Origin of the sequence: Bacteroides sp. 519 (assembly GCF_010500955.1) — a bacterium.
Lineage (GTDB): Bacteria > Bacteroidota > Bacteroidia > Bacteroidales > Bacteroidaceae > Bacteroides.
The window spans coordinates 1-18,754 of sequence record NZ_QVMJ01000016.1 but is presented as its reverse complement, the minus strand read 5'-3'; the positions used below and the strand labels follow the sequence as shown (position 1 = coordinate 18,754).

Annotated in this window: 16 protein-coding genes and 1 pseudogene; 9 read left to right on the top strand and 8 right to left on the bottom strand. The window is 37.7% G+C overall.

The window, feature by feature from the left end; all coding sequences use genetic code 11:
- Complete coding sequence (locus tag D0T85_RS14115; protein ID WP_163214171.1) at nt 1-1,065, top strand: alanine/ornithine racemase family PLP-dependent enzyme; 1,065 nt, start codon at nt 1-3, stop codon at nt 1,063-1,065.
- On the opposite strand, the gene D0T85_RS14110 is transcribed toward D0T85_RS14115, so the two are convergent.
- Nucleotides 1,018-1,962, bottom strand: a complete 945-nt coding sequence (locus D0T85_RS14110) for a hypothetical protein (RefSeq protein WP_163214170.1) — start codon at nt 1,960-1,962, stop codon at nt 1,018-1,020. The two genes, D0T85_RS14115 and D0T85_RS14110, sit on opposite strands and share 48 nt — an antisense overlap.
- Before the next feature lie 232 nt (nt 1,963-2,194).
- On the opposite strand from D0T85_RS14110, the gene D0T85_RS14105 reads away from it, so the two are divergent.
- Nucleotides 2,195-2,836: a leucine-rich repeat domain-containing protein gene (locus D0T85_RS14105; protein ID WP_163214169.1), complete on the top strand. Its 642-nt coding sequence runs from the start codon at nt 2,195-2,197 to the stop codon at nt 2,834-2,836.
- Here D0T85_RS14105 and D0T85_RS14100 read toward each other — a convergent pair.
- Nucleotides 2,780-3,388, bottom strand: coding sequence for a hypothetical protein (locus tag D0T85_RS14100; protein ID WP_163214168.1), 609 nt, complete (start codon nt 3,386-3,388; stop codon nt 2,780-2,782). The two genes, D0T85_RS14105 and D0T85_RS14100, sit on opposite strands and share 57 nt — an antisense overlap.
- A gap of 851 nt (nt 3,389-4,239) precedes the next feature.
- On the opposite strand from D0T85_RS14100, the gene D0T85_RS14095 reads away from it, so the two are divergent.
- The 6 genes from D0T85_RS14095 (at nt 4,240) to D0T85_RS14070 (ending at nt 10,990) form a co-directional block, all read left to right on the top strand.
- Entirely contained in the window at nt 4,240-4,848 is a 609-nt protein-coding gene (locus D0T85_RS14095; RefSeq protein WP_163214167.1) for a hypothetical protein, read from the top strand.
- Nucleotides 4,849-4,852: 4 nt separating this feature from the next.
- Nucleotides 4,853-5,656, top strand: coding sequence for a hypothetical protein (locus D0T85_RS14090; protein ID WP_163214166.1), 804 nt, complete (start codon nt 4,853-4,855; stop codon nt 5,654-5,656).
- Between the two features lie 17 nt (nt 5,657-5,673).
- The gene (locus D0T85_RS14085) at nt 5,674-6,003 is read left to right on the top strand and encodes a carboxypeptidase-like regulatory domain-containing protein (protein ID WP_163214165.1); all 330 of its coding nucleotides are present in this window, start codon (nt 5,674-5,676) and stop codon (nt 6,001-6,003) included.
- A 3-nt stretch (nt 6,004-6,006) separates the two neighbouring features.
- On the top strand, nt 6,007-7,293 hold the full coding sequence (locus tag D0T85_RS14080) for a DUF1566 domain-containing protein (RefSeq protein ID WP_163214164.1): 1,287 nt from the start codon (nt 6,007-6,009) through the stop codon (nt 7,291-7,293).
- An 18-nt stretch (nt 7,294-7,311) separates the two neighbouring features.
- On the top strand, nt 7,312-9,453 hold the full coding sequence (locus D0T85_RS14075; protein WP_163214163.1) for a carboxypeptidase regulatory-like domain-containing protein: 2,142 nt from the start codon (nt 7,312-7,314) through the stop codon (nt 9,451-9,453).
- Between the two features lie 64 nt (nt 9,454-9,517).
- Nucleotides 9,518-10,990 carry a hypothetical protein gene (locus tag D0T85_RS14070; protein WP_163214162.1) on the top strand — a complete coding sequence of 491 codons (1,473 nt, stop codon included), beginning with the start codon at nt 9,518-9,520 and terminating at the stop codon, nt 10,988-10,990.
- Nucleotides 10,991-11,084: 94 nt separating this feature from the next.
- Here D0T85_RS14070 and D0T85_RS14065 read toward each other — a convergent pair whose 3' ends face one another.
- From D0T85_RS14065 to pyrH, 4 genes are all read right to left on the bottom strand, one after another.
- Entirely contained in the window at nt 11,085-12,638 is a 1,554-nt protein-coding gene (locus tag D0T85_RS14065; RefSeq protein ID WP_163214161.1) for an ATP-binding protein, read from the bottom strand.
- A 33-nt stretch (nt 12,639-12,671) separates the two neighbouring features.
- The gene (rsgA, locus tag D0T85_RS14060; RefSeq protein ID WP_163214160.1) at nt 12,672-13,649 is read right to left on the bottom strand and encodes a ribosome small subunit-dependent GTPase A; all 978 of its coding nucleotides are present in this window, start codon (nt 13,647-13,649) and stop codon (nt 12,672-12,674) included.
- Nucleotides 13,650-13,734: 85 nt separating this feature from the next.
- Nucleotides 13,735-14,295: a ribosome recycling factor gene (gene frr, locus D0T85_RS14055; protein ID WP_163214159.1), complete on the bottom strand. Its 561-nt coding sequence runs from the start codon at nt 14,293-14,295 to the stop codon at nt 13,735-13,737.
- A 20-nt stretch (nt 14,296-14,315) separates the two neighbouring features.
- Nucleotides 14,316-15,026: a UMP kinase gene (pyrH, locus tag D0T85_RS14050; RefSeq protein WP_163214158.1), complete on the bottom strand. Its 711-nt coding sequence runs from the start codon at nt 15,024-15,026 to the stop codon at nt 14,316-14,318.
- Between the two features lie 270 nt (nt 15,027-15,296).
- Between pyrH and D0T85_RS14045 the strand changes: the two genes are divergently transcribed.
- Nucleotides 15,297-15,842 carry a tetratricopeptide repeat protein gene (locus tag D0T85_RS14045; protein WP_163214157.1) on the top strand — a complete coding sequence of 182 codons (546 nt, stop codon included), beginning with the start codon at nt 15,297-15,299 and terminating at the stop codon, nt 15,840-15,842.
- Between the two features lie 530 nt (nt 15,843-16,372).
- On the opposite strand, the gene D0T85_RS14040 is transcribed toward D0T85_RS14045, so the two are convergent.
- Nucleotides 16,373-17,644 (bottom strand): histidine-type phosphatase, encoded by a 1,272-nt coding sequence (locus D0T85_RS14040; RefSeq protein WP_163214156.1) that lies wholly within the window; start codon nt 17,642-17,644, stop codon nt 16,373-16,375.
- A 122-nt stretch (nt 17,645-17,766) separates the two neighbouring features.
- A pseudogene (locus D0T85_RS14035) lies at nt 17,767-18,666 on the bottom strand (RagB/SusD family nutrient uptake outer membrane protein); the annotation flags it as partial.
- Nucleotides 18,667-18,754: the final 88 nt, after the last annotated feature.

Here is an 18,754-nt window from a genome sequence, read left to right as displayed (position 1 = left end):
ATGAAATATCCTACACTTACTATAGATACAACTAAGTTTAAACAGAATCTGAATAAGGTTTATATAATGGCTAAAGAAAACGGCGTCACTATAAGTGTAGTTACAAAGGGATTTTGCGCCTTGCCTGAGCTAACCAAACTTTGCATAGAAGCTGGTTTTTGTGATTTAGCAGATTCGCGTCTGGAAAATCTAAAGAAAATAGATAATCATCCAGGCATTCGCAAATGGCTCCTTCGGCTTCCCATGATATCCGAAGCAAAAGAAGTAATAACTGTAGCCGACATCAGCCTGAATTCGGAAATTGATACAATACAAGCATTGGGAACTGAAGCAGTCAAATTAGGCAAATGTCATGGAGTAGTTTTAATGATAGAACTTGGCGACCTGCGCGAAGGCATACTTGTACAAGACGCAGTGGCTATAGCTGGTGAGATTTTAAAAATAAATGGAATAAAGCTACTGGGCATTGGAGTTAATTTCAACTGTTTTGGAGGCATTATTCCTACCAATAATAATCTGAAACAATTGGTGTGTGTAGCTGCGGATATAGAACGTACTTATGGGATAAAGCTAGATATAATATCTGGTGGTAATTCCGGGTCTGCTTATTTATTAGAAAACAATTTACCAACAGGTATAAACCACCTACGGCTTGGCGAAGTGGTTCTTTTGGGGAAAGAAACTTCTTTTCAACATCAACTTTGGGATTTACACACCGACATATTTACACTTCATACCGAAATCATCGAACTAAAAGAAAAGCCATCCATGCCTTATGGCGAAAGTGGACTTGATGCTTTTGGCGAGAAACCAATTCATGTTGATAAAGGACCAATGAAAAGAGCTATCATAGCTTGTGGTCGGCAAGATGTAAACACAGACAAAATAATCCCCCATGATGAACAAATTCATATCATAGGGGCATCGAGCGACCATATTCTTTTGGATGTAACCCACACCGATAAAGATTACCGGGTGGGCGATATAGTAACGTTCAAAGTGAATTATGCCTCACTGTTATCGCTTAGCACTTCTGTGTATATTGAGAAGATGTTGGTTTACTAGTTTAACGGTAAGTTTAGTCTTCCTTGTAATAATATTATCGGCTACAATTTCTGCTATTCTATTGAATAGTGATTTGATATATTCTTCTTCTTTGGGATCATCCGGCATTCTTTTATAGTCATAACTCTCAAATGAGATAAAACCAAAATTGCTATATAGCCCTTTGAACACCAAAGGGATAACTATATATGTTTTAAAGTGTCTATTTACTGCATCCCAATATTTAGGTAAGTCGGTCATGCCCGACCATGAGTCAATCAACTTTGCATCGTATAATGTTTGACCCTCCTCTATGTTATTTACCCAAACCGGTATATTGTTTTCAAAAACATATAATGATACCCCTACACCATCTGTTCTGTGTTTTTTTACCCTAACCCCAATTTGACCTTTACAATTGGCATATTCTGTATATAAGCAGCGCTCTTTATTGTCGTTTTTTTCCCTTTCTTCCAGTTGTATTTCACAGTATTCCAGTGTGATTTCCAGTTTGGTTTGAATGGCGTGTAGTAATTTTATTATCTCTTGTTTTCCATTTGTTGATACCAAGTTCCAAAGGCCTTCAAAGCGTTTTTCTATTTTTTCTATATCTTCTAGTTCAGTTAGTTGCGTGTTCTCTTCAGCTTTTTCCACCTCGGTGTACAACAAATGCGAAAAGGCAATGAGCATAGCTGCCCAAGTGCCAGAATTAAGCCTATCAGTGCCAGAATCAGAATTAACAAATGAAGACCACGATTTAAATTTGTTGGCATCCAATTTTTCAGCACCTAGTTGTCCTGCAATATATTCCTGAATGGTGTCTGGCAAGGTTTTTACATAGTTATAAAACTGAGTTTTGGTTCTATAACCTTCTGCTTTTATTCGTTCTCTCAAATCGTTGTAGGTATTTACTTTCATAATATTAAATATTAAAGTTTAAAGCCTAAATATACAATATTTTAGAGAAAATCATAGTCCGAAAACGAAAAAATGTACGAAACATAGTTGATTTTGTACATGCGTTGTACGATTTGAATGCTTTCCCGTTAATTGATATCTGTTTTCTTTTTAAATGTCTTTTTTTGTAGAACTTACAAATGTTTGGCCAAACAGAGTTGTTCAAGTATTAACCCTTTAATACCCTACGATCATGAAACGATTTATTTTATGTATAAGTATATCAATTTTGACTTGTTTTTTTTCTTGTTGTCCAACTGTTTCTTCTTCTGTGGCGTTCACTGTTGGCTGTATTCGATATAACAGAACATCAAGCACAGAGGTGGAAGTGATTAAAAATGATACACATCCATATAGTGGGGCCATAACTATTCCTGCTAAAGTTATATACGAGAATAAAACTTACAATGTTGTAAGGATTTCCTTTGGAGCATTTGAAGGAGCTCAAGTAACTACTGTGCATTTGCCCGAAGGACTTAAGACTATAGAAAAAGATGCATTCAAATTTTCAACATTGACTGAAATAAAAATCCCAAATTCTACAACAACCATAGGAAAGTACAGCTTTTATGGCAACGAAATGCTAAAAAGAGTAGAACTATCCAGCGGAATGGAAAGCATAGAAGAACAAACTTTTGCATATTGCAAAAACTTATCTGAGGTAATTATCCCTGAAGGTATAAAGCGCATAACTAATTCTTTTTGGAATTGTATCTCACTATATTCTATTACTCTGCCCCGTTCCCTGAAAGAATGCACTTCGCCATTCGATAACTGTTCAAATCTCGGAGAGATAATCTACACTGGTAATACGGTTCTCTTTCGCAAAAAATAGAAATGGTACTATTTCAAAACTCAACACTCCACCTTCCTGCCCACCAGTATAAGCCCCCAATTCCATACCATTGCGCCTTACATTTTTTACGATGAAAGGCGCATGTAACACAATTGTGTCAATATCTAATATATCATCAACTTGCAATTTGCCTTTATTCACCTTTATCACCCGGCACTGACTTGTGGACACTACTTCAAGAAGCACCTGTCTGTCGGGTGAATAGCTAATATCAATATGTGTACCAACAGGTAAATCTTTAAGATGTATACTAGTTGGACATGGAGCAAAACCCGAATTGGTATCTTCAAGTTCATTTAACAATGATTGCCAATTAGAGTAACCCAGATAGCGGGCAATAATATTCAAAGTTGTAGGGGTAGATTTTACCTCATTAATAACACCGAAAAGCCGCTTCAAAGTATTAACGCTTAATCGTTCGCCCGTTTTTTCGAAGACACTTTCAGACAAAGCTTCAAATTCGGAAGGACGAGTAAGGGTTAGCCCTGAAGTTTGTGCAATCAGTTTACGGATGGAAGCATATAATTGCATAGTACTATATTTAGATTAATTCGTTGAATGCAAATATAACACTAATACAAATAAAAAACTATCAGAAACTATTTATCTTCATTCTTATTATTACTCAATAAGTCCGAATAATATTGAAAAAAATCATGTTCAAGTATCACAGAGATACGATGAAGGAGTAATGTGTCGATATTTTGTTTATTGAAAATTTTATAAATATTAGCTCGCTGACAACACAGCTTTTGGGCAAACCAAGTAACAGTACGTTCCTGTCGGGTCAATTCTTCTTTTATTATTGAGCCTATATCTATCATAGTATTTTTTATTGAAACAACGGCAAAAGTATAATTTAACATAATGAACCGACAAAATGCTTGTTTCCGAAGTGGATACAGTATCCTAATTGGATACAAGTCTTTGTGTTTCTGTACACAAATATAAAAAACCGGAGTAAACAAAAAAATATCCAAGTTATCCATGTTTCAATTTAGAAATTGAAACGCAGAAACAATCAACTTGGACAACTTGGATGGCTTTCTTCTTGAAAAAGCACTCTATATTTGCTTGCAGAAAAGCAGTCTGTATCCAATAACGGAACAGTTGTGTGTTTTATTTGGATACAACATTGTTAAACATTTTAGAACAATGGCTCATATCTTTGTGTTTGTGTTGAAATTGGTTAAATATTGATAATCTGATAATGGGCCAGTGTAATTTCTAGAGCCAATATAATTGTTTTTTATTCGACTAAAACAAAGTGGTTTGCAGTTAAAACCGAAATGGTTTTGGTGCGAACAGGGGTGATTTATGGTTTTAAAATTGAAATAAGTATATATTAACAAATACCAGAAATGGTTTTAAAAAGAAAGAGTATGAAAAATTTAAGTAAGATTTTAGTTCTATTATTCTGTATTGGATTATCTGCATGCGGCTCTCAAAGAGTTGCAACTTCTACTCCCGCCCCTGTAGCTCCTGTAGCCAAAACATCTAAAAGCCCATTTGGAGAAACATTCACAGTGCCTTGCCCAATGTACGATGACGATGAATGGTTTGGTGCAACAGGTATTGCCAGAGGGTCTTATGAAAGAATGGATGTACTTCAGGAAATGGCATTAACAAATGCACAAAATTTGTGTCGTCAAAAAATGAAACATGCTTATAAAGGCATGGTTAGTGATTACGCAAAATATATAGGTAACAATCAAGGTTCTAATGCAAGAACCAACATTGAACGAGCAGGAGATCAAGTGATTGATGCAATAGTAAATGACACACAATCCAAATGCACCGAATTTTCGGCTGTTGATGATAAAGGATATGTAGCATGTTATGTAGGTATCAAAATCAGCAAAAAAGAAATAGCTGATAAAATTGTTGATCAGATATCGCGAGACGAGGAAATGGGTATAGGCTTTGAAGAAGATCAATATCGCAAATCAATGGATAAGACATTTATGAAATTTAAAGAAAATAAACAATAAAACTATGTATCGAGTACTATTCATTTTATTGACATTGTGTTTTGCTCACTATTTGAGCGCACAAGATAAAAAAGAAAAATCTTCGGATATTAAGCCAGCCTGGATAGGGGGCGATTATCCCAAAAACAATAGCAACTCTTATTTTGTAGTAGTTTATGGTGTTGGTGAAACACATACAATAGCCTATGATGCAGCAATACGAAGACTTAAAACAGATCGTAGCTTGGCAACAGGAATGAGTGTACAAGTTCTTGAAGGAGATAAATTAAACAATGTACAATCTCAGAATGATTTGATTGTTAAAGCGAGAGTAGAAGATGAATACTGGGAAAAGTACAATGGCGAATATGCTGTTTATTTGCTCTGTCAGATAGCTAAAAAACCAACAAATGATCTCTCGGATGTGAAGGTAACAGATACTTATGGTTTTAGCCCCCGCGTGTTTATACCTGGTATGGCCCAACTTCACAAAGGAAGTACAGGTAAAGGAATATTCTTCATTGCCAGCGAAGCATTACTCGTTGGTGGAATAGTAGTATCCGAAAGCCTGCGTGCTTCTTACGATTCTAAGATATACTCTACTCATGATGCCAATGATAGATTGGATTATATAGACAAAGCCGACACCATGGAAAATGTACGTAATGGTCTTATTGCAGGTGCAGCTGCTGTATATATATGGAATGTGATTGATGGTATTGTTGCCAAAGGAAAGAAACGGGGTATTGCGCTAGGAAGTGCCAATTTAAAGGTGAGTCCGTATGCTACTCCTAATGCAGGAGGCTTTGCTCTAGTACTTAATTTCTAATTATAAACTTTAAAACGATGAAAAAAATTATTCTATTGTTAGGTTGCATAGCATTGATAAACTTAACCAATTCTTGTTCTAAAAAAGAACACGACACTTTCTCCATGCTATATGGAGTAGTTACCGATCATGAAACAGGCGAACCTATAGCCAATGCAACTATTGTGTTAAGCCCAGGAGGTAAAACAAAAACCACAGGAACCGATGGAACATATCAGTTTAATGATATAGATGCACATCAATATACTATAACTGTGCAAAAGACCGGATACAGTACCAATCGAAAAACGGTAACGGCTGTTGTAGGAGAGAAAACAGAAGCGAATATACCATTAACGAAGAACTAAGTTATGAGAAATATAGGATTATATCTCTTGATCTGTTTTCTAATTCTCCAATTTACAGCTTGTACAGAAGAAGAGAAAAAACCGGGTAGTGTTTATGGTGTAATAACAGATAAGGCAACAGGCGAACCTATACGTTCAGCAGGAGTACAACTTAGCCCTCTGGGAATTAAAACAGTTACAGGCAGCGAAGGGCAATATGAGTTTATGGAGCTAGAGGAAGGAAGTTATGCTTTATATGTTTCTAAAACTGGATATTCAGATCTCAATGGTCATAGTATCCATGTTATAGCTGGTCAAACAATAAAAGGGGATGTGCAGATAGAAAAACTACCTCCTTCATTACGTGTGGTTAACGACAACAAACAAGATATTAGTAATTTAGAATTCGGACTTGCAACTGATGATGTAACAAGATCATTCAGTATATTTAATGATGGGACTGAGGCACTTGAGTGGGAAATAAGTAAAAATAGTGAATGGATAACGAAAATCAGTAAAACCAACGGAATGCTTAATGCTGGGGCTACACAAGCTATTATTGTTACCATTGATAGAGATCAACTTTCAGGTGGTGTGAATACGACTACTATTCATATTACTTCCAACAATGGTAGCAAAAATCTGACAATAACAGCAGCGGGGGTAGAAAAACGATTACCAACACTTAATACACTAGATGTTACTGATATTGGTGCCACCAAAGTAACTTTCAATGGTAAAATAACCTATACAGGCATACCATTATATACTGAACGGGGGTTTGTGTATTCGACCTCATCTATGCCAACTATTGATAATACAATAGCCAAACTCACAGTGGCAGTAACAAACGACAAAGAATACACAGCTCAGGCAACAGGACTTACATTTGATAAGACGTATTATGTACGAGCTTATGCAGTTAATAGTGCAGGAATTGCCTATAGCAGCAATGAAGTAAGTTTTACTACAACAACAATAGCAGATTATATAGTATTGCAAACTGATGGTATTATGGTACAAAAGTATGATATAAGTAGTGGTGCTGATTGGAATACAGCAAACACTCTATGTGAAAACTCAACTGTTGGCGGCTACAATAATTGGCGCTTACCTACAAAAGGAGAATTGCAATCATTATATGGACAAAAAACTTCTGTAGGAAATTTCACCACGGATAATTATTGGACCAGTACTGTTGCTTCTACTTACTATACTGCTTATAGTGTCGTATATTTTGCTAATGGTAGCGTTTATAGTAGTACGCCAAGCAGTACAAATCGCGTCCGTGCCGTCCGCACTTTACCATAACTAACAAAAGCATAACTCATGAAACAACTCCTCTACCTCATAACAGCTCTACTCCTCATCTGTAGCTGTTCTGAATCCGAAAAAGTAACAACCGGTAACATTTACGGAACTGTATCCGATAAATCAACCGGAGAATTAGTACCTATAGCTAACGTACTACTAAAACCAGGATCCATAGCCAAAACCACCGGTACAGACGGTAGTTTTGAATTTATTGGATTGGAAGCCGGTACATATACTATTGAGATTACAAAAGAAAGCTACAACTCTAAAACAGAACAAATAACAATTGTTGCCGGGCAAGACGTTGAAAAGCAAATAATCATAGAACGTATCCCGGCTGTAGTAACTGTAGACCGAGATATACTTGATTTTGGAGATAAAGACAAAACAAGTACACTCTCGTTTAGTATTGTCAATAGTGGATACGAAGATTTGGTTTGGTCGGCCGAATATGAATGCCCTTGGATTAAGGAGATAAACCCAAGCAATGGAACTCTCAAGTACGGCAAGACCGAACCAATAACTGTAGTTATTGACCGGGTAAAACTGGCTGGTGGCGATAATGAAACTAAACTTGTAATAAAATCTACTAACGGACGCTCCGAATTAACCATAAAAGCTATAGGTGAAATATTTCTATTACCGGTCGTAGTAACAAAAGAAGTTGAAGACATAACCTCAAAAGCCGCAACTTTTCATGGTGAGATGACTCATGAAGGAAATCCCGTTTATTCGGAACGAGGCTTTGTATATGCCACTATAGCACAACCTACAATAGAAGAAAATACAGGGAAGTTGGTTGCCGAAAAAGACGCTACTACGTTCTCGTCTGCAATCAGTGAATTAACACCAAATACAGTTTATTATGTCAGAACGTATGCCATCAACGAAGATGGAGTTTCTTATGGAAATGATGTAACCTTTACAACAGAAATCCAGCCTACAACTGTTGTTACTTCTGCCGCAACTGATATTAGTATGAATGCGGCTACATTTAATGGAAAAATAACTGATGCAGGAATACCAACCTATAGTGAACGAGGATTCTGTTATGACACAAGTAACAATTTACCAACTATCGCTAACACAAAAAAAATAGTAGAAGGTTCTGATTCCGAAAGCTATTCAATAAAAGTTTCCGGCTTAACACAAGAAACCACTTATCACATCAGAGCGTATGCCATTCAGGGAACAGAAGTAATATATGGAAATGAAGTAAGTTTCTCAACTACAGGTGTTGAACCAACCATACTATCAACATCATCTGCAACAGACATTAGTGCAAACTCGGCTACACTTAATGCATCCATTATAGATGCGGGTATACCTGCATATAGCGAACGTGGATTTTGCTATAGCAGTACAACCAGTACTCCTACTATTAGTGATATCCAAATAGCAGTAACAGGTCAAGAAGTAGGAAACTACTCTACAAGTATTACCGGACTGGTACTCGAAACTACGTATTATGTACGTGCATATGTAAAGCAAGGAGCAAATGTTATATATGGCAACACAATAAGTTTCACTACCGTGTGGGTAGCAACAACTGTAACAACCTCTAATGTAACAAATCTTGGAACCACCACAGCAACGCTAAACGGAGTAGTAACCAACAAAGGAACCCCAGGATATAGTGAGCGTGGTTTCTGTTACAGTAGCAGTACTACCACTCCTACCATTAATAACGACAGGGTGAGTGTAGCAGGAATGGGTGTAGCTGGCAATTTCAAAAAAGATATTACCGGATTAAGATCGGGAGAAATCTATTATGTGCGTGCTTATGTCATACAAGATTCAAGAGTAGTGTATGGTAATACTGTTCAATTTGTTACAGTAGAATTACCTGTTGTTTATACAAACTCGGTAACTAACATTACATCCAGCAACTTTGGGTTGAATTGGAGTGCTATATTTAATGGTACCATACAATCAATAGGCTATCCCGGTTACACTGAGCGGGGCTTTGTTTATAACACTTATATGAATCCAACAGTTTCAAACTCAAAGAAAGTGGTATCGGGAAAAGCAGCAGGTACATTCTATGCTACCATAACCAATCTTAGTAGTTACAAAACATATTATGTACGGGCTTATGCTAAAAGCCCATCCGGTACTATTGTTTATGGTGACAATGTAAGTTTTAGAACATACTAAATATTAAACATCTACTTTGCCTGATCCCCTATCTTCAGGCAAAGCAGATTTAACAACAATCACTATGAAACACATCCTATTATCTCTTATCATACTTATTATGGGCACAACAGTTTGTGCTCAATCCAAGCAGGATTTCCTAGAATATATTCAGAAACGACAAGCCGAATTTGATAAATACTCACAGCAAGTAGAAAACGATTTCAAAGCCTACCGCGACTCCATAAATCAGGCATTCGGCGCATACTTAGCCAAAGAATGGAAAAGTTTTGATCTTCAAACTCCGGAACCTCCTATCAAAAAGCCTATTTCAGTACCTCCTGTGTACAAACCTTTACAACCGCTTCCTAAACCAGTAAAAGCAGTGCCACCTATAGCACCAATAGAAAAACCAAAACCACTTCCTATAGTGGTGCCTATACCCGAAATCAGTTTGCAGTATCCTATTAAAGCTACTTTCTTTGGTACAAATATCTCTTTAAAGGATTTACCCCAATCAACACTTCAACTTTCTGGAATAACCGAAAGAGAAGTAGCTGCTTGTTGGTTAACAATTTCAAAACTGCCTCACTACGAATGGGAAGAGGAGACTATGCGCATAAAACAAGAACTCAATTTAAATGATTGGGGAGTATACCAGTTATTAAATACCTTGTTCGATGTTTATTTTCCACAAGGCAGCAACAATGCACAAGTTGTATTTAATGTATTTATGCTTAATCAGCTAGGTTATCGTGCCAAGATAGGAAGAAGCAACAATAAACTACTGCCATTAGTTGCTTTTCAAAATATGGTGTTTAATAGTCCTTATTTTGTATATGGAGATGAAGTAGCAATAAGATATTCGGCTCTTAATCCAAGCCGGCAATCGTTATCACGAGTAGAAACATGTGAGATTGATTATGCCAGTGCTATAAAAAACATGGATTTATCCATTTCTACCAGTCCTTATCTTGCTGTGGAACCAGCAACAAAAACACTTTCACCTGGTAAAGACGAGGTGTATAACATAATGTATAATAAAAACATGGTTAACTTTTATGCCGACTATCCCGATGTGTATTTCTCTGTGTATGCAGAAGCTGCGTTAGACGAAACCTTACTTAAAAGTATTGAAGAGCAGATTGCACCATTTATTAGCAGCCAATCACAAGAAGAGGCTGTCAACTTTCTTTTGCATTTTGTGCAGAAATCTTTCGATTATAAAACAGACCATGATCAATTTGGATACGAAAAGTGGTTCTTTGCCGAGGAAACCATAGCCTCATCGTATTCTGATTGCGAAGATCGTGCCATACTTTTTACACAATTAGTACGCAGGCTGCTTGATATGCCAGTGGTGCTTATTAACTATCCGGATGTTCATCTTGCTGCGGCTGTGAAATTTGACAATCCACAAACTACAGGAGACTATGTTATGGTTGATGGAGAGAAATATCTGATATGTGATCCTACATATATTGGGGCCAGCCTAGGTATGGGGATGCCGCAGTTAGGGAGCACATCGGTGGAAATTATACAACTGGATAAAGAATAACAGTTTTCCATTCGGTCTAGTATGTCTTAAGCGATAAGATGTACTAGACCAAATGGTTAATGGTTATAGCTTTTCATAAACAAAGAAGAAGTTTTCATTCCACCAAAAACCTACCAATATTCCTTTCTTCTTTATTAAACTCAACCCCCACCTTCACCAGTTTTCGGTTATCGGCAGTATATGGAATAAGATATCCTTTTTCGTCAATCTGTTGCATCGCTTCTTCGGCAGTTCCATTGAGTTTAAATTCGAACACATATATTTGATTTTGTGTATAGACCACAGCATCGGCTCTACCTATTGCACTGCGAACCTCAGCCTGTACGAATTCTCCTATCAGTTTGAAAACAATATAAAAAACTACCTGATAATGACGTTCGGTTTTATCATTAAGTTCGTAAGGAATACCTGCAAAGAAAGCTTTCAGGCGGTTCATGAAAGAAGGGACATCACCACTACGTAATTCACGTACAAAATGTTGAATATGAAAGTTACGCTGATTTTCTTCTATGTTAATATAAGCAGGTTGCAAAAACTTTATAAACGCATACTTCACTTCATCATTAGGAAAACATAAAGTATATGATTTGAATTCGCGATCATATTCTTTAATTGTCAAATATCCACTCTGATAAATCATTGGAATTGGATTCTTTGTTTCTGCCCGATATTCTGAGAAGGATGATTGTTCTACCTCTACCCCATCAATTAGTTTTCGTAAATCATAATCACTATCCTTTAATATATTGATAAGGAAAGTTGGTGTGCCTGTATGAAACCAATAATTATCAAACATTAGGTAGCGCAGTGCATTTAATACACTAAAAGGATTGAACATGCCAGGAGTGTTTTCACGAAAATGATACCCATCGTATTTTCTGGCCATCTTTTCAACGGTTTCTTCAAAAGTAAGTTCGTTGGCTTTGCCCAGTTTTTCTAGTTCTGGGGTGAATACTTCTACCAGTTCATCACGAGTAATGCCACATATTGTTGCAAATTCGGGAATCATGCTAATGTCACTTAGTTGGTTTAAATCGCTAAACACACTAACATGAGCAAATTTTGTAACACCTGTTAAGAAAACAAATCGCAGATACTCGTCGGCACTTTTCAATACGCCATAAAAGGCTTTAAGTGTATTGCGGTATTCTTCCTGTAAATCTTCATTCAAAAGACTTTGCAACAAAGGCTTATCATATTCATCTATCAAAGCAACTACCTTTGTTCCTGTTTTTTCGTAAGCACGCCGAATGATACCCGAAAAGCGATCGGCTGGTGTTTGTTCGCGTTCATCCTTTCCCCACTCATCTTCCCAAATGTTTAAATGACGACTCAAAATTCCTGTCAATCGTTCTGCACTATCATACTTCTCAGCGTTAAGATCCAGATGAAGTATGGGATACTGTTTCCATTCTGTTTCCAGTTTGGAAATGGCCAATCCTTCGAATAAATCTTTTCGCCCTTCAAAATAAGATTTGAATGTGCTCACTAACAAACTCTTACCAAATCGGCGGGGACGACTAAGAAAATAAGGAGTTTCGGTTGATACAAGTCTGTGTACCAATTCTGTTTTATCTACATAAAGATATCCTCCGTTACGTATCTTTTCAAATGTTTGTATTCCAATAGGGAAATTACGAGTGTTCATATCTATATTCTCAATTTTATGCAAAAGTTAATCCTAATACGCCGCCCTATACTTCTCTTCCTCTTTATCCTCCATTATATTAAGATAAGAAGTATATCTGGATTCGCTGATGTAATGGTTCTCAACAGCTTGGCGTACGGCACATCCGGGTTCATGCCGATGTGTGCAATTGTTATATTTGCAATTAGAAGACACTTTAAATATTTCGGGGAAGTAGTGGCTTATCTCGCCTTCTTGCATATCGAATACACCAAATCCTTTAATTCCGGGAGTATCAATCAAGTAACCATCTCCCTCTACCGGATGCATTTCGGAGAAAGTAGTGGTGTGCATTCCTTTCTTGTGATATGAAGAAATTTCTCCTGTTTTAATACTTATATCAGGAACAATACGGTTAATTAGCGTTGATTTTCCTACACCCGAGTGTCCCGAGAACAAGGTTACCTTTCCTTTAAGGTCTTCTTTGATTGCATCAATACCTTCTTGTTTCAATGCCGATACTTTAAAACAGGGATAGCCGATATGGGTATATAGATTTATAAGTGCATCGAGGTATCGCATCTCGTCTTCATCGTATAAATCTGTTTTGTTGAATATGAGTTTTACCGGAACCCGGTAGGCCTCGGCCGAAGCGAGAAAGCGGTCAATAAATATGGTAGATGTTTCGGGATAATTAATAGTAACTACCAGCATGCACTGATCCAGATTGGCCGCCAGTATGTGCGATTGTTTGGAGAGGTTTGACGAACGGCGAACGATGTAATTTTTACGGTCTTCTATTTCTGTAATAAAAGCAGTTCCTTCCTGATTCACTACAAGGTGAACATAATCGCCCACAGCCACCGGATTGGTACTCTTAATTCCTTTTAAACGGAAATTACCCTTTATCTTGGAATCGATAATCTGCCCGCTGTCAGTTTTTACCTGATACCAACTACCTGTGTTCTTTATTACTAAACCCCTTTGATTAGTTGAGAGTTGTGAGTTGAGAGTTGAGAGTTGATTATCCATTTATTAGTGGAGTTAAGAGTTGAGAGTTAAGAATTAAAAGTTATCCTAGTAACTCTCAACTCTCAATTCTCAACTCACAACTAATTTATACTGTCATAATTTCTTTTTCTTTCTCAACAAGCATATCATCCACTTTCTTTATGAACTTATCGTGGATTTTTTGTAGTCTTGCTTCGGCATCTTTCTGGTTATCTTCCGATAGACCTTCTTTTACAGCTTTCTTTAGTATATCAATACCATCGCGACGGGCATTACGGATACTTATTTTAGCTGTTTCTGTTTCGGCCTTACATTGTTTCGAAAGCTGTTTACGACGTTCTTCGGTTAGTGGTGGTATACCTATGCGGATAATTTCACCGTTGTTCTCGGGCATAATGCCTAGATCGGAGTCAATAATTGCCTTTTCAATAACTTTGAACATTGATTTATCCCATGGTTTGATTACAATACTACGGGCATCGGGAGTATTGATTGCTGCAACATTGCTCAAAGGTACCATGCTTCCATAAGAATCTACACGGATTCCATCCAGAATTCTAGGGTTGGCTTTTCCTGCACGAATGTGTGCAAATGTTTCCTCAAGATGCATAATGGCCATATCCATAGCATCACGAGCATCATTAATAACATTTTCTACTTCTATCATATGTTTCAGGTTTTTAAGTTTTAATTATGCACTAACGTTCCAATATCTTCTCCCATTATTACTTTTTTCAGATTACCTACCGTATCCATATCGAATACTACAATCGGCAAATTGTTTTCTTTGCACATGGTGGTGGCTGTGAGGTCCATCACTTTCAGGCCACGGTTATATATTTCGTCGTAAGTAATTTCTTTAAATTTCGTTGCTGTTTTGTCCTTTTCCGGATCGGCAGTATAGATTCCATCTACGCGGGTACCTTTCAGCATAACATCTGCTTCTATTTCAATTCCGCGCAGTGAAGAACCTGTATCGGTAGTGAAGAATGGATTGCCGGTTCCGGCCGAAAGAATAACCACTTCACCTTTTTCAAGCATTTCGATGGCTTTCCATTTACTGTAGAATTCGCCAATAGGCTCCATCCGAACAGCAGTAAGTACACGTGATTTTACTCCAACCGAGCCAAGTGCCGAACTCAGGGCCAGACTGTTAATCACTGTTGCCAGCATTCCCATCTGATCTCCTTTTACACGGTCGAAACCTTTGTTTGCACCACTTAACCCACGGAATATGTTTCCACCACCAATAACAATACCAATTTCAACACCCATTTCATGTATCTCTTTGATTTGAGTGGCATATTCTGCCAAACGTTTCTCGTCGATACCATATTGTTTTTCACCCATCAAACTTTCTCCGCTAAGTTTGAGTAGAATTCTTTTATACTTGGTCATATCTTTATTAGTTTAATAATGTGCCAATGTGATAATGTGCCAATATGCCAATGTGGCAATAAAGTAATTGATCAATTATTCAATGCGCAACTAATTGGCACATTGGCATATTATCACATTGGCATATTTGCACATTAGTTTTCGCAAATATACAGGTTTATCTTTTCATTAAAAAAAATAAGAGAAAAATAACGCAAATTATACAATGATTAATCTTACAGGTAAAGGGAATTATCTTAACTTTGCACAACTAGCTAAACCTATTTGAGTATGAGAATCTTAACCCTACTTTTTGTTCTGTTTCTTTTCTATCCGGTATATGGATATTCTTTGCCGGCCGACAGTATAGCAATTAAAGTTGCTCAGGCCGATAATTGTAAAAAAAGCATGAAGTACGATCAGGCTTTTTCCTTGTATCAACAGCTTTACCAAAGTAATCCTGATAACATTGACTTTCTGGTGGCATGCGCCGAAATGGAAGTATTAATGGGAAAAGAAAAGGAGGCTTTGGCTACCTATGAGAAAATATTGAAAGTTGATCCCGATAATCTTCCTGCCAATATTTATATGGGAAATTACTATTACCTTACTGCCGAGTTAAAGCGTAAGAAGATTGATGAAGAATATAATAAGTCTACTGCCTCTACCCGTATAAAGAATCAAAATTATAAAAAGAATTTAAATCTTATCTATATAACAGATTATTCTACTTCAAAAAAGCATTTTGAAAATGTAATCCGTACATTTCCTTCCATTGAGGCTAAGCGTACTTTAGAGAAAATAGCACAGGTAGAAAAGTTTGTGGCGGAGAAATGATCTTCGTTTTGTATCATGCCTGTGGTACAAAAGTGCCACGCTTGTGATACAAAAGTATCTTAGTAGTGATACTTTTGTCTCATGCTGCATGATACTTTTTTCTCACGCTTAAAACAATCGGTGGTACTTTTTTCTCAGCGTAAAAAAATGGGTGGTACTGCAATTTGCTGATTATCAATTATGTGTTGGTGCAAAATTAAATTGCGCTAGTTTCACAACCCGCGCAATCCTTATATTGTTAACTTTAATTCGCCACAAGTTATTGTGGAAAATGCTTTTAAGAGGTAACTAGCTACTAACTACTAGCAGGGCTGTTAAGTTCTAAGTTGATTAAGTAATTATCAATTGCCGTCTGCTTTAGCTGACGGTCTAAAAGGTATAACAATTTGGGCTTTAGCCAAACTAAATCAACTTTGGCTAAAGCCAAGAGAGAAATCTTTCTAACAACCGTCAGCTAAAGCAGACGGCAATTGATAGAACTTAACAGCCCTGCTACCTACTACTACCTACTACCTACTACCTACTAGCTACTACTCAAGTTTCGAACGATAGTATTTCTCTACATCGCTCCAATGATAATAGGGTTCTATATCACTTTTAACCGGGATACGTACTTCCTTTTCATTGTGCATGAACTTTACTACTATATCATCCGAACCTTTTTTGCGGAAGAACACAATTTGCACATTACCTGCCATAGGAGCTATTTTAAAGTCACTCCATACCTGATAGAATTTGTTAGGATCGCTTTCTACATTGGCACAGTTTTCCAGTTCGAGTATTCCCGTTAGTGGGGCAAGATTGCCATCGTGACCGAAGCGTAGGGTTGCAGCAATGGAGTTGTTATTGATAGCCTCGCTAGCCGAATCGAGAATATTTCTTAATAAAGGCTTAAAGGTATTCATAATAATATTTTTGCCCCATGCCGATGTGCCGTTGCATACGTAGAACTTGAAGTTATGAATCTGCCAGATATCGAATAGTTCTTCTTTCTCGAACAGGTCGTACAGGTCGACATCTATCTCCACATTCTGCATATCCGAAGCTATCCAATATAATCCCATCATCAGTTCGCGGGCGTCGATGTTATTTTTTACGTATTCTTCATTGGTAAACAGTACTTTCATGAGCCTATCCGGACGAATGTGTTCCCGGCGAAAGCGTTCGTAAACAGGATACCACCACGATTCTTTGGAGTTGAAGGCGCTTGCGGGCTTGTCCCAGTAATTGAGGTAACGCATATAACGCTGACCAGACTCGCGGGTGGTTTGCAATTTTGGATTGAGTTCTTTAAGCCGCTCACAGAATGCATCCATACTGAGAACACAACGAACAACTACTGTTGAACGGGCACTTATTTCACGATCACCTTTGAAAACCTCCGGAAAGTTCCGAACCATTCGCTCGGCTATTCCCCGGTGCTGACGAACACCCAGAGGGGTGAGTTCTCCTCCAAGTCCTTCGGCATCTGCCCATACAATATCTAAACGATTACGCACATCCTGTCCTTTGGGAGTTAGAACACCTGCTTCTTTAGCCTCGTCCAGAACCGTCATTACTTTTTGATAATCATTATCGGATATAAGCCAACGGGAACCGTGACGGCCATAATGACTGATGTAAAAAGGTTCGTATCCTTTGGGGGCTGGTGTGTATTGCTCGTTAACTTCGGGATAGGTGTAGTACACTCCACCGCTTTTTTCGATGGTTGCGTACACTTCTTCCCGGGTGGTTTGAGCGTGTAGGTTAAAAACTCCCCCAAACAGGAGTGCGATTAAAATCGGTTTGATTAGTCTATTCATATTATTATTTATTTTAGACACGGATTGCACGGATGACACGGATTTTAATGCACGGATTAAATTCAGATCATAAAAATCCGTGTTCTTAAATCCGTGTAATCCGCGTCATCCGTGTCTAAATATTATTTATAACCTTCATTCTGGATCAATGCAGGATTATTGGTAAGCTCACTATCCGGTATAGGGAAGATATTATATTTATCATCCACATTTGCTCCCAGGCGTTCACCATTCTTCCAATCCCAGTTATTGCCTTTGGTTAACTTGCCGAATCGAACCAAATCGGTACGACGTTGCAGCTCCGAAGCAAATTCACGTTGACGTTCGTCAAGGATAAAATCAAGTGTCAACTCACTTTCGCTAATCTTACCCGATACATCGGAACGGATGCCTGCCTTTGCATAATCATCGGACATATAAGCACGCATACGGATTTCGTTCACATACTTCAAAGCATCTGTTTTAGCTCCACTTGCACCACGCAAAATAGCTTCGGCTGCTGTTAGATATGCTTCGCTGGTGCGGAACATGGGGAAATCAATGGACGAATACGTATCTCCCGAAGCTGAAATCTGATCCTGTCTGGTTACATTGCGCCATTTGATATATCCGTATCCACATGTAAATGTACTTGTCATGGCGTCTTTATCGTCCCATGTTTCTTTGCGTTGATTAGGTAAAGCAGTCATAAACTGAGCGCGCTTATCCATTTTATTATTACCCCATGTATCTTCTGTATCAAAAAGAACATCATCCTCATCGAAAGCATCAACCAACGTTGTTTTAGCACGTACATTACCCCAACCTTTGGCACCTACACCTGTTTGATAATACTCGTCCATAGCACCATTCACAAATGCTTTTATATAGAAGTTAGTTCCTGCCGAACTCTGAGCATGTAAACCATCCTGTACAAGTGGCCAGATAATTTCACTACATTCCTTATTATCGGCAAGGAAGATGTGGCGGTAATCGCTTGCTAATGGATAGGCATTACTGTCTATTACTTTCTTAGCCCAACTTTCACTCATCACCATCATATTTCCTGCATCACTGACATCTGAGGGTCATTCTGGTGGCGGCTGTGTCCTACAGATTTTTATTTTCTTG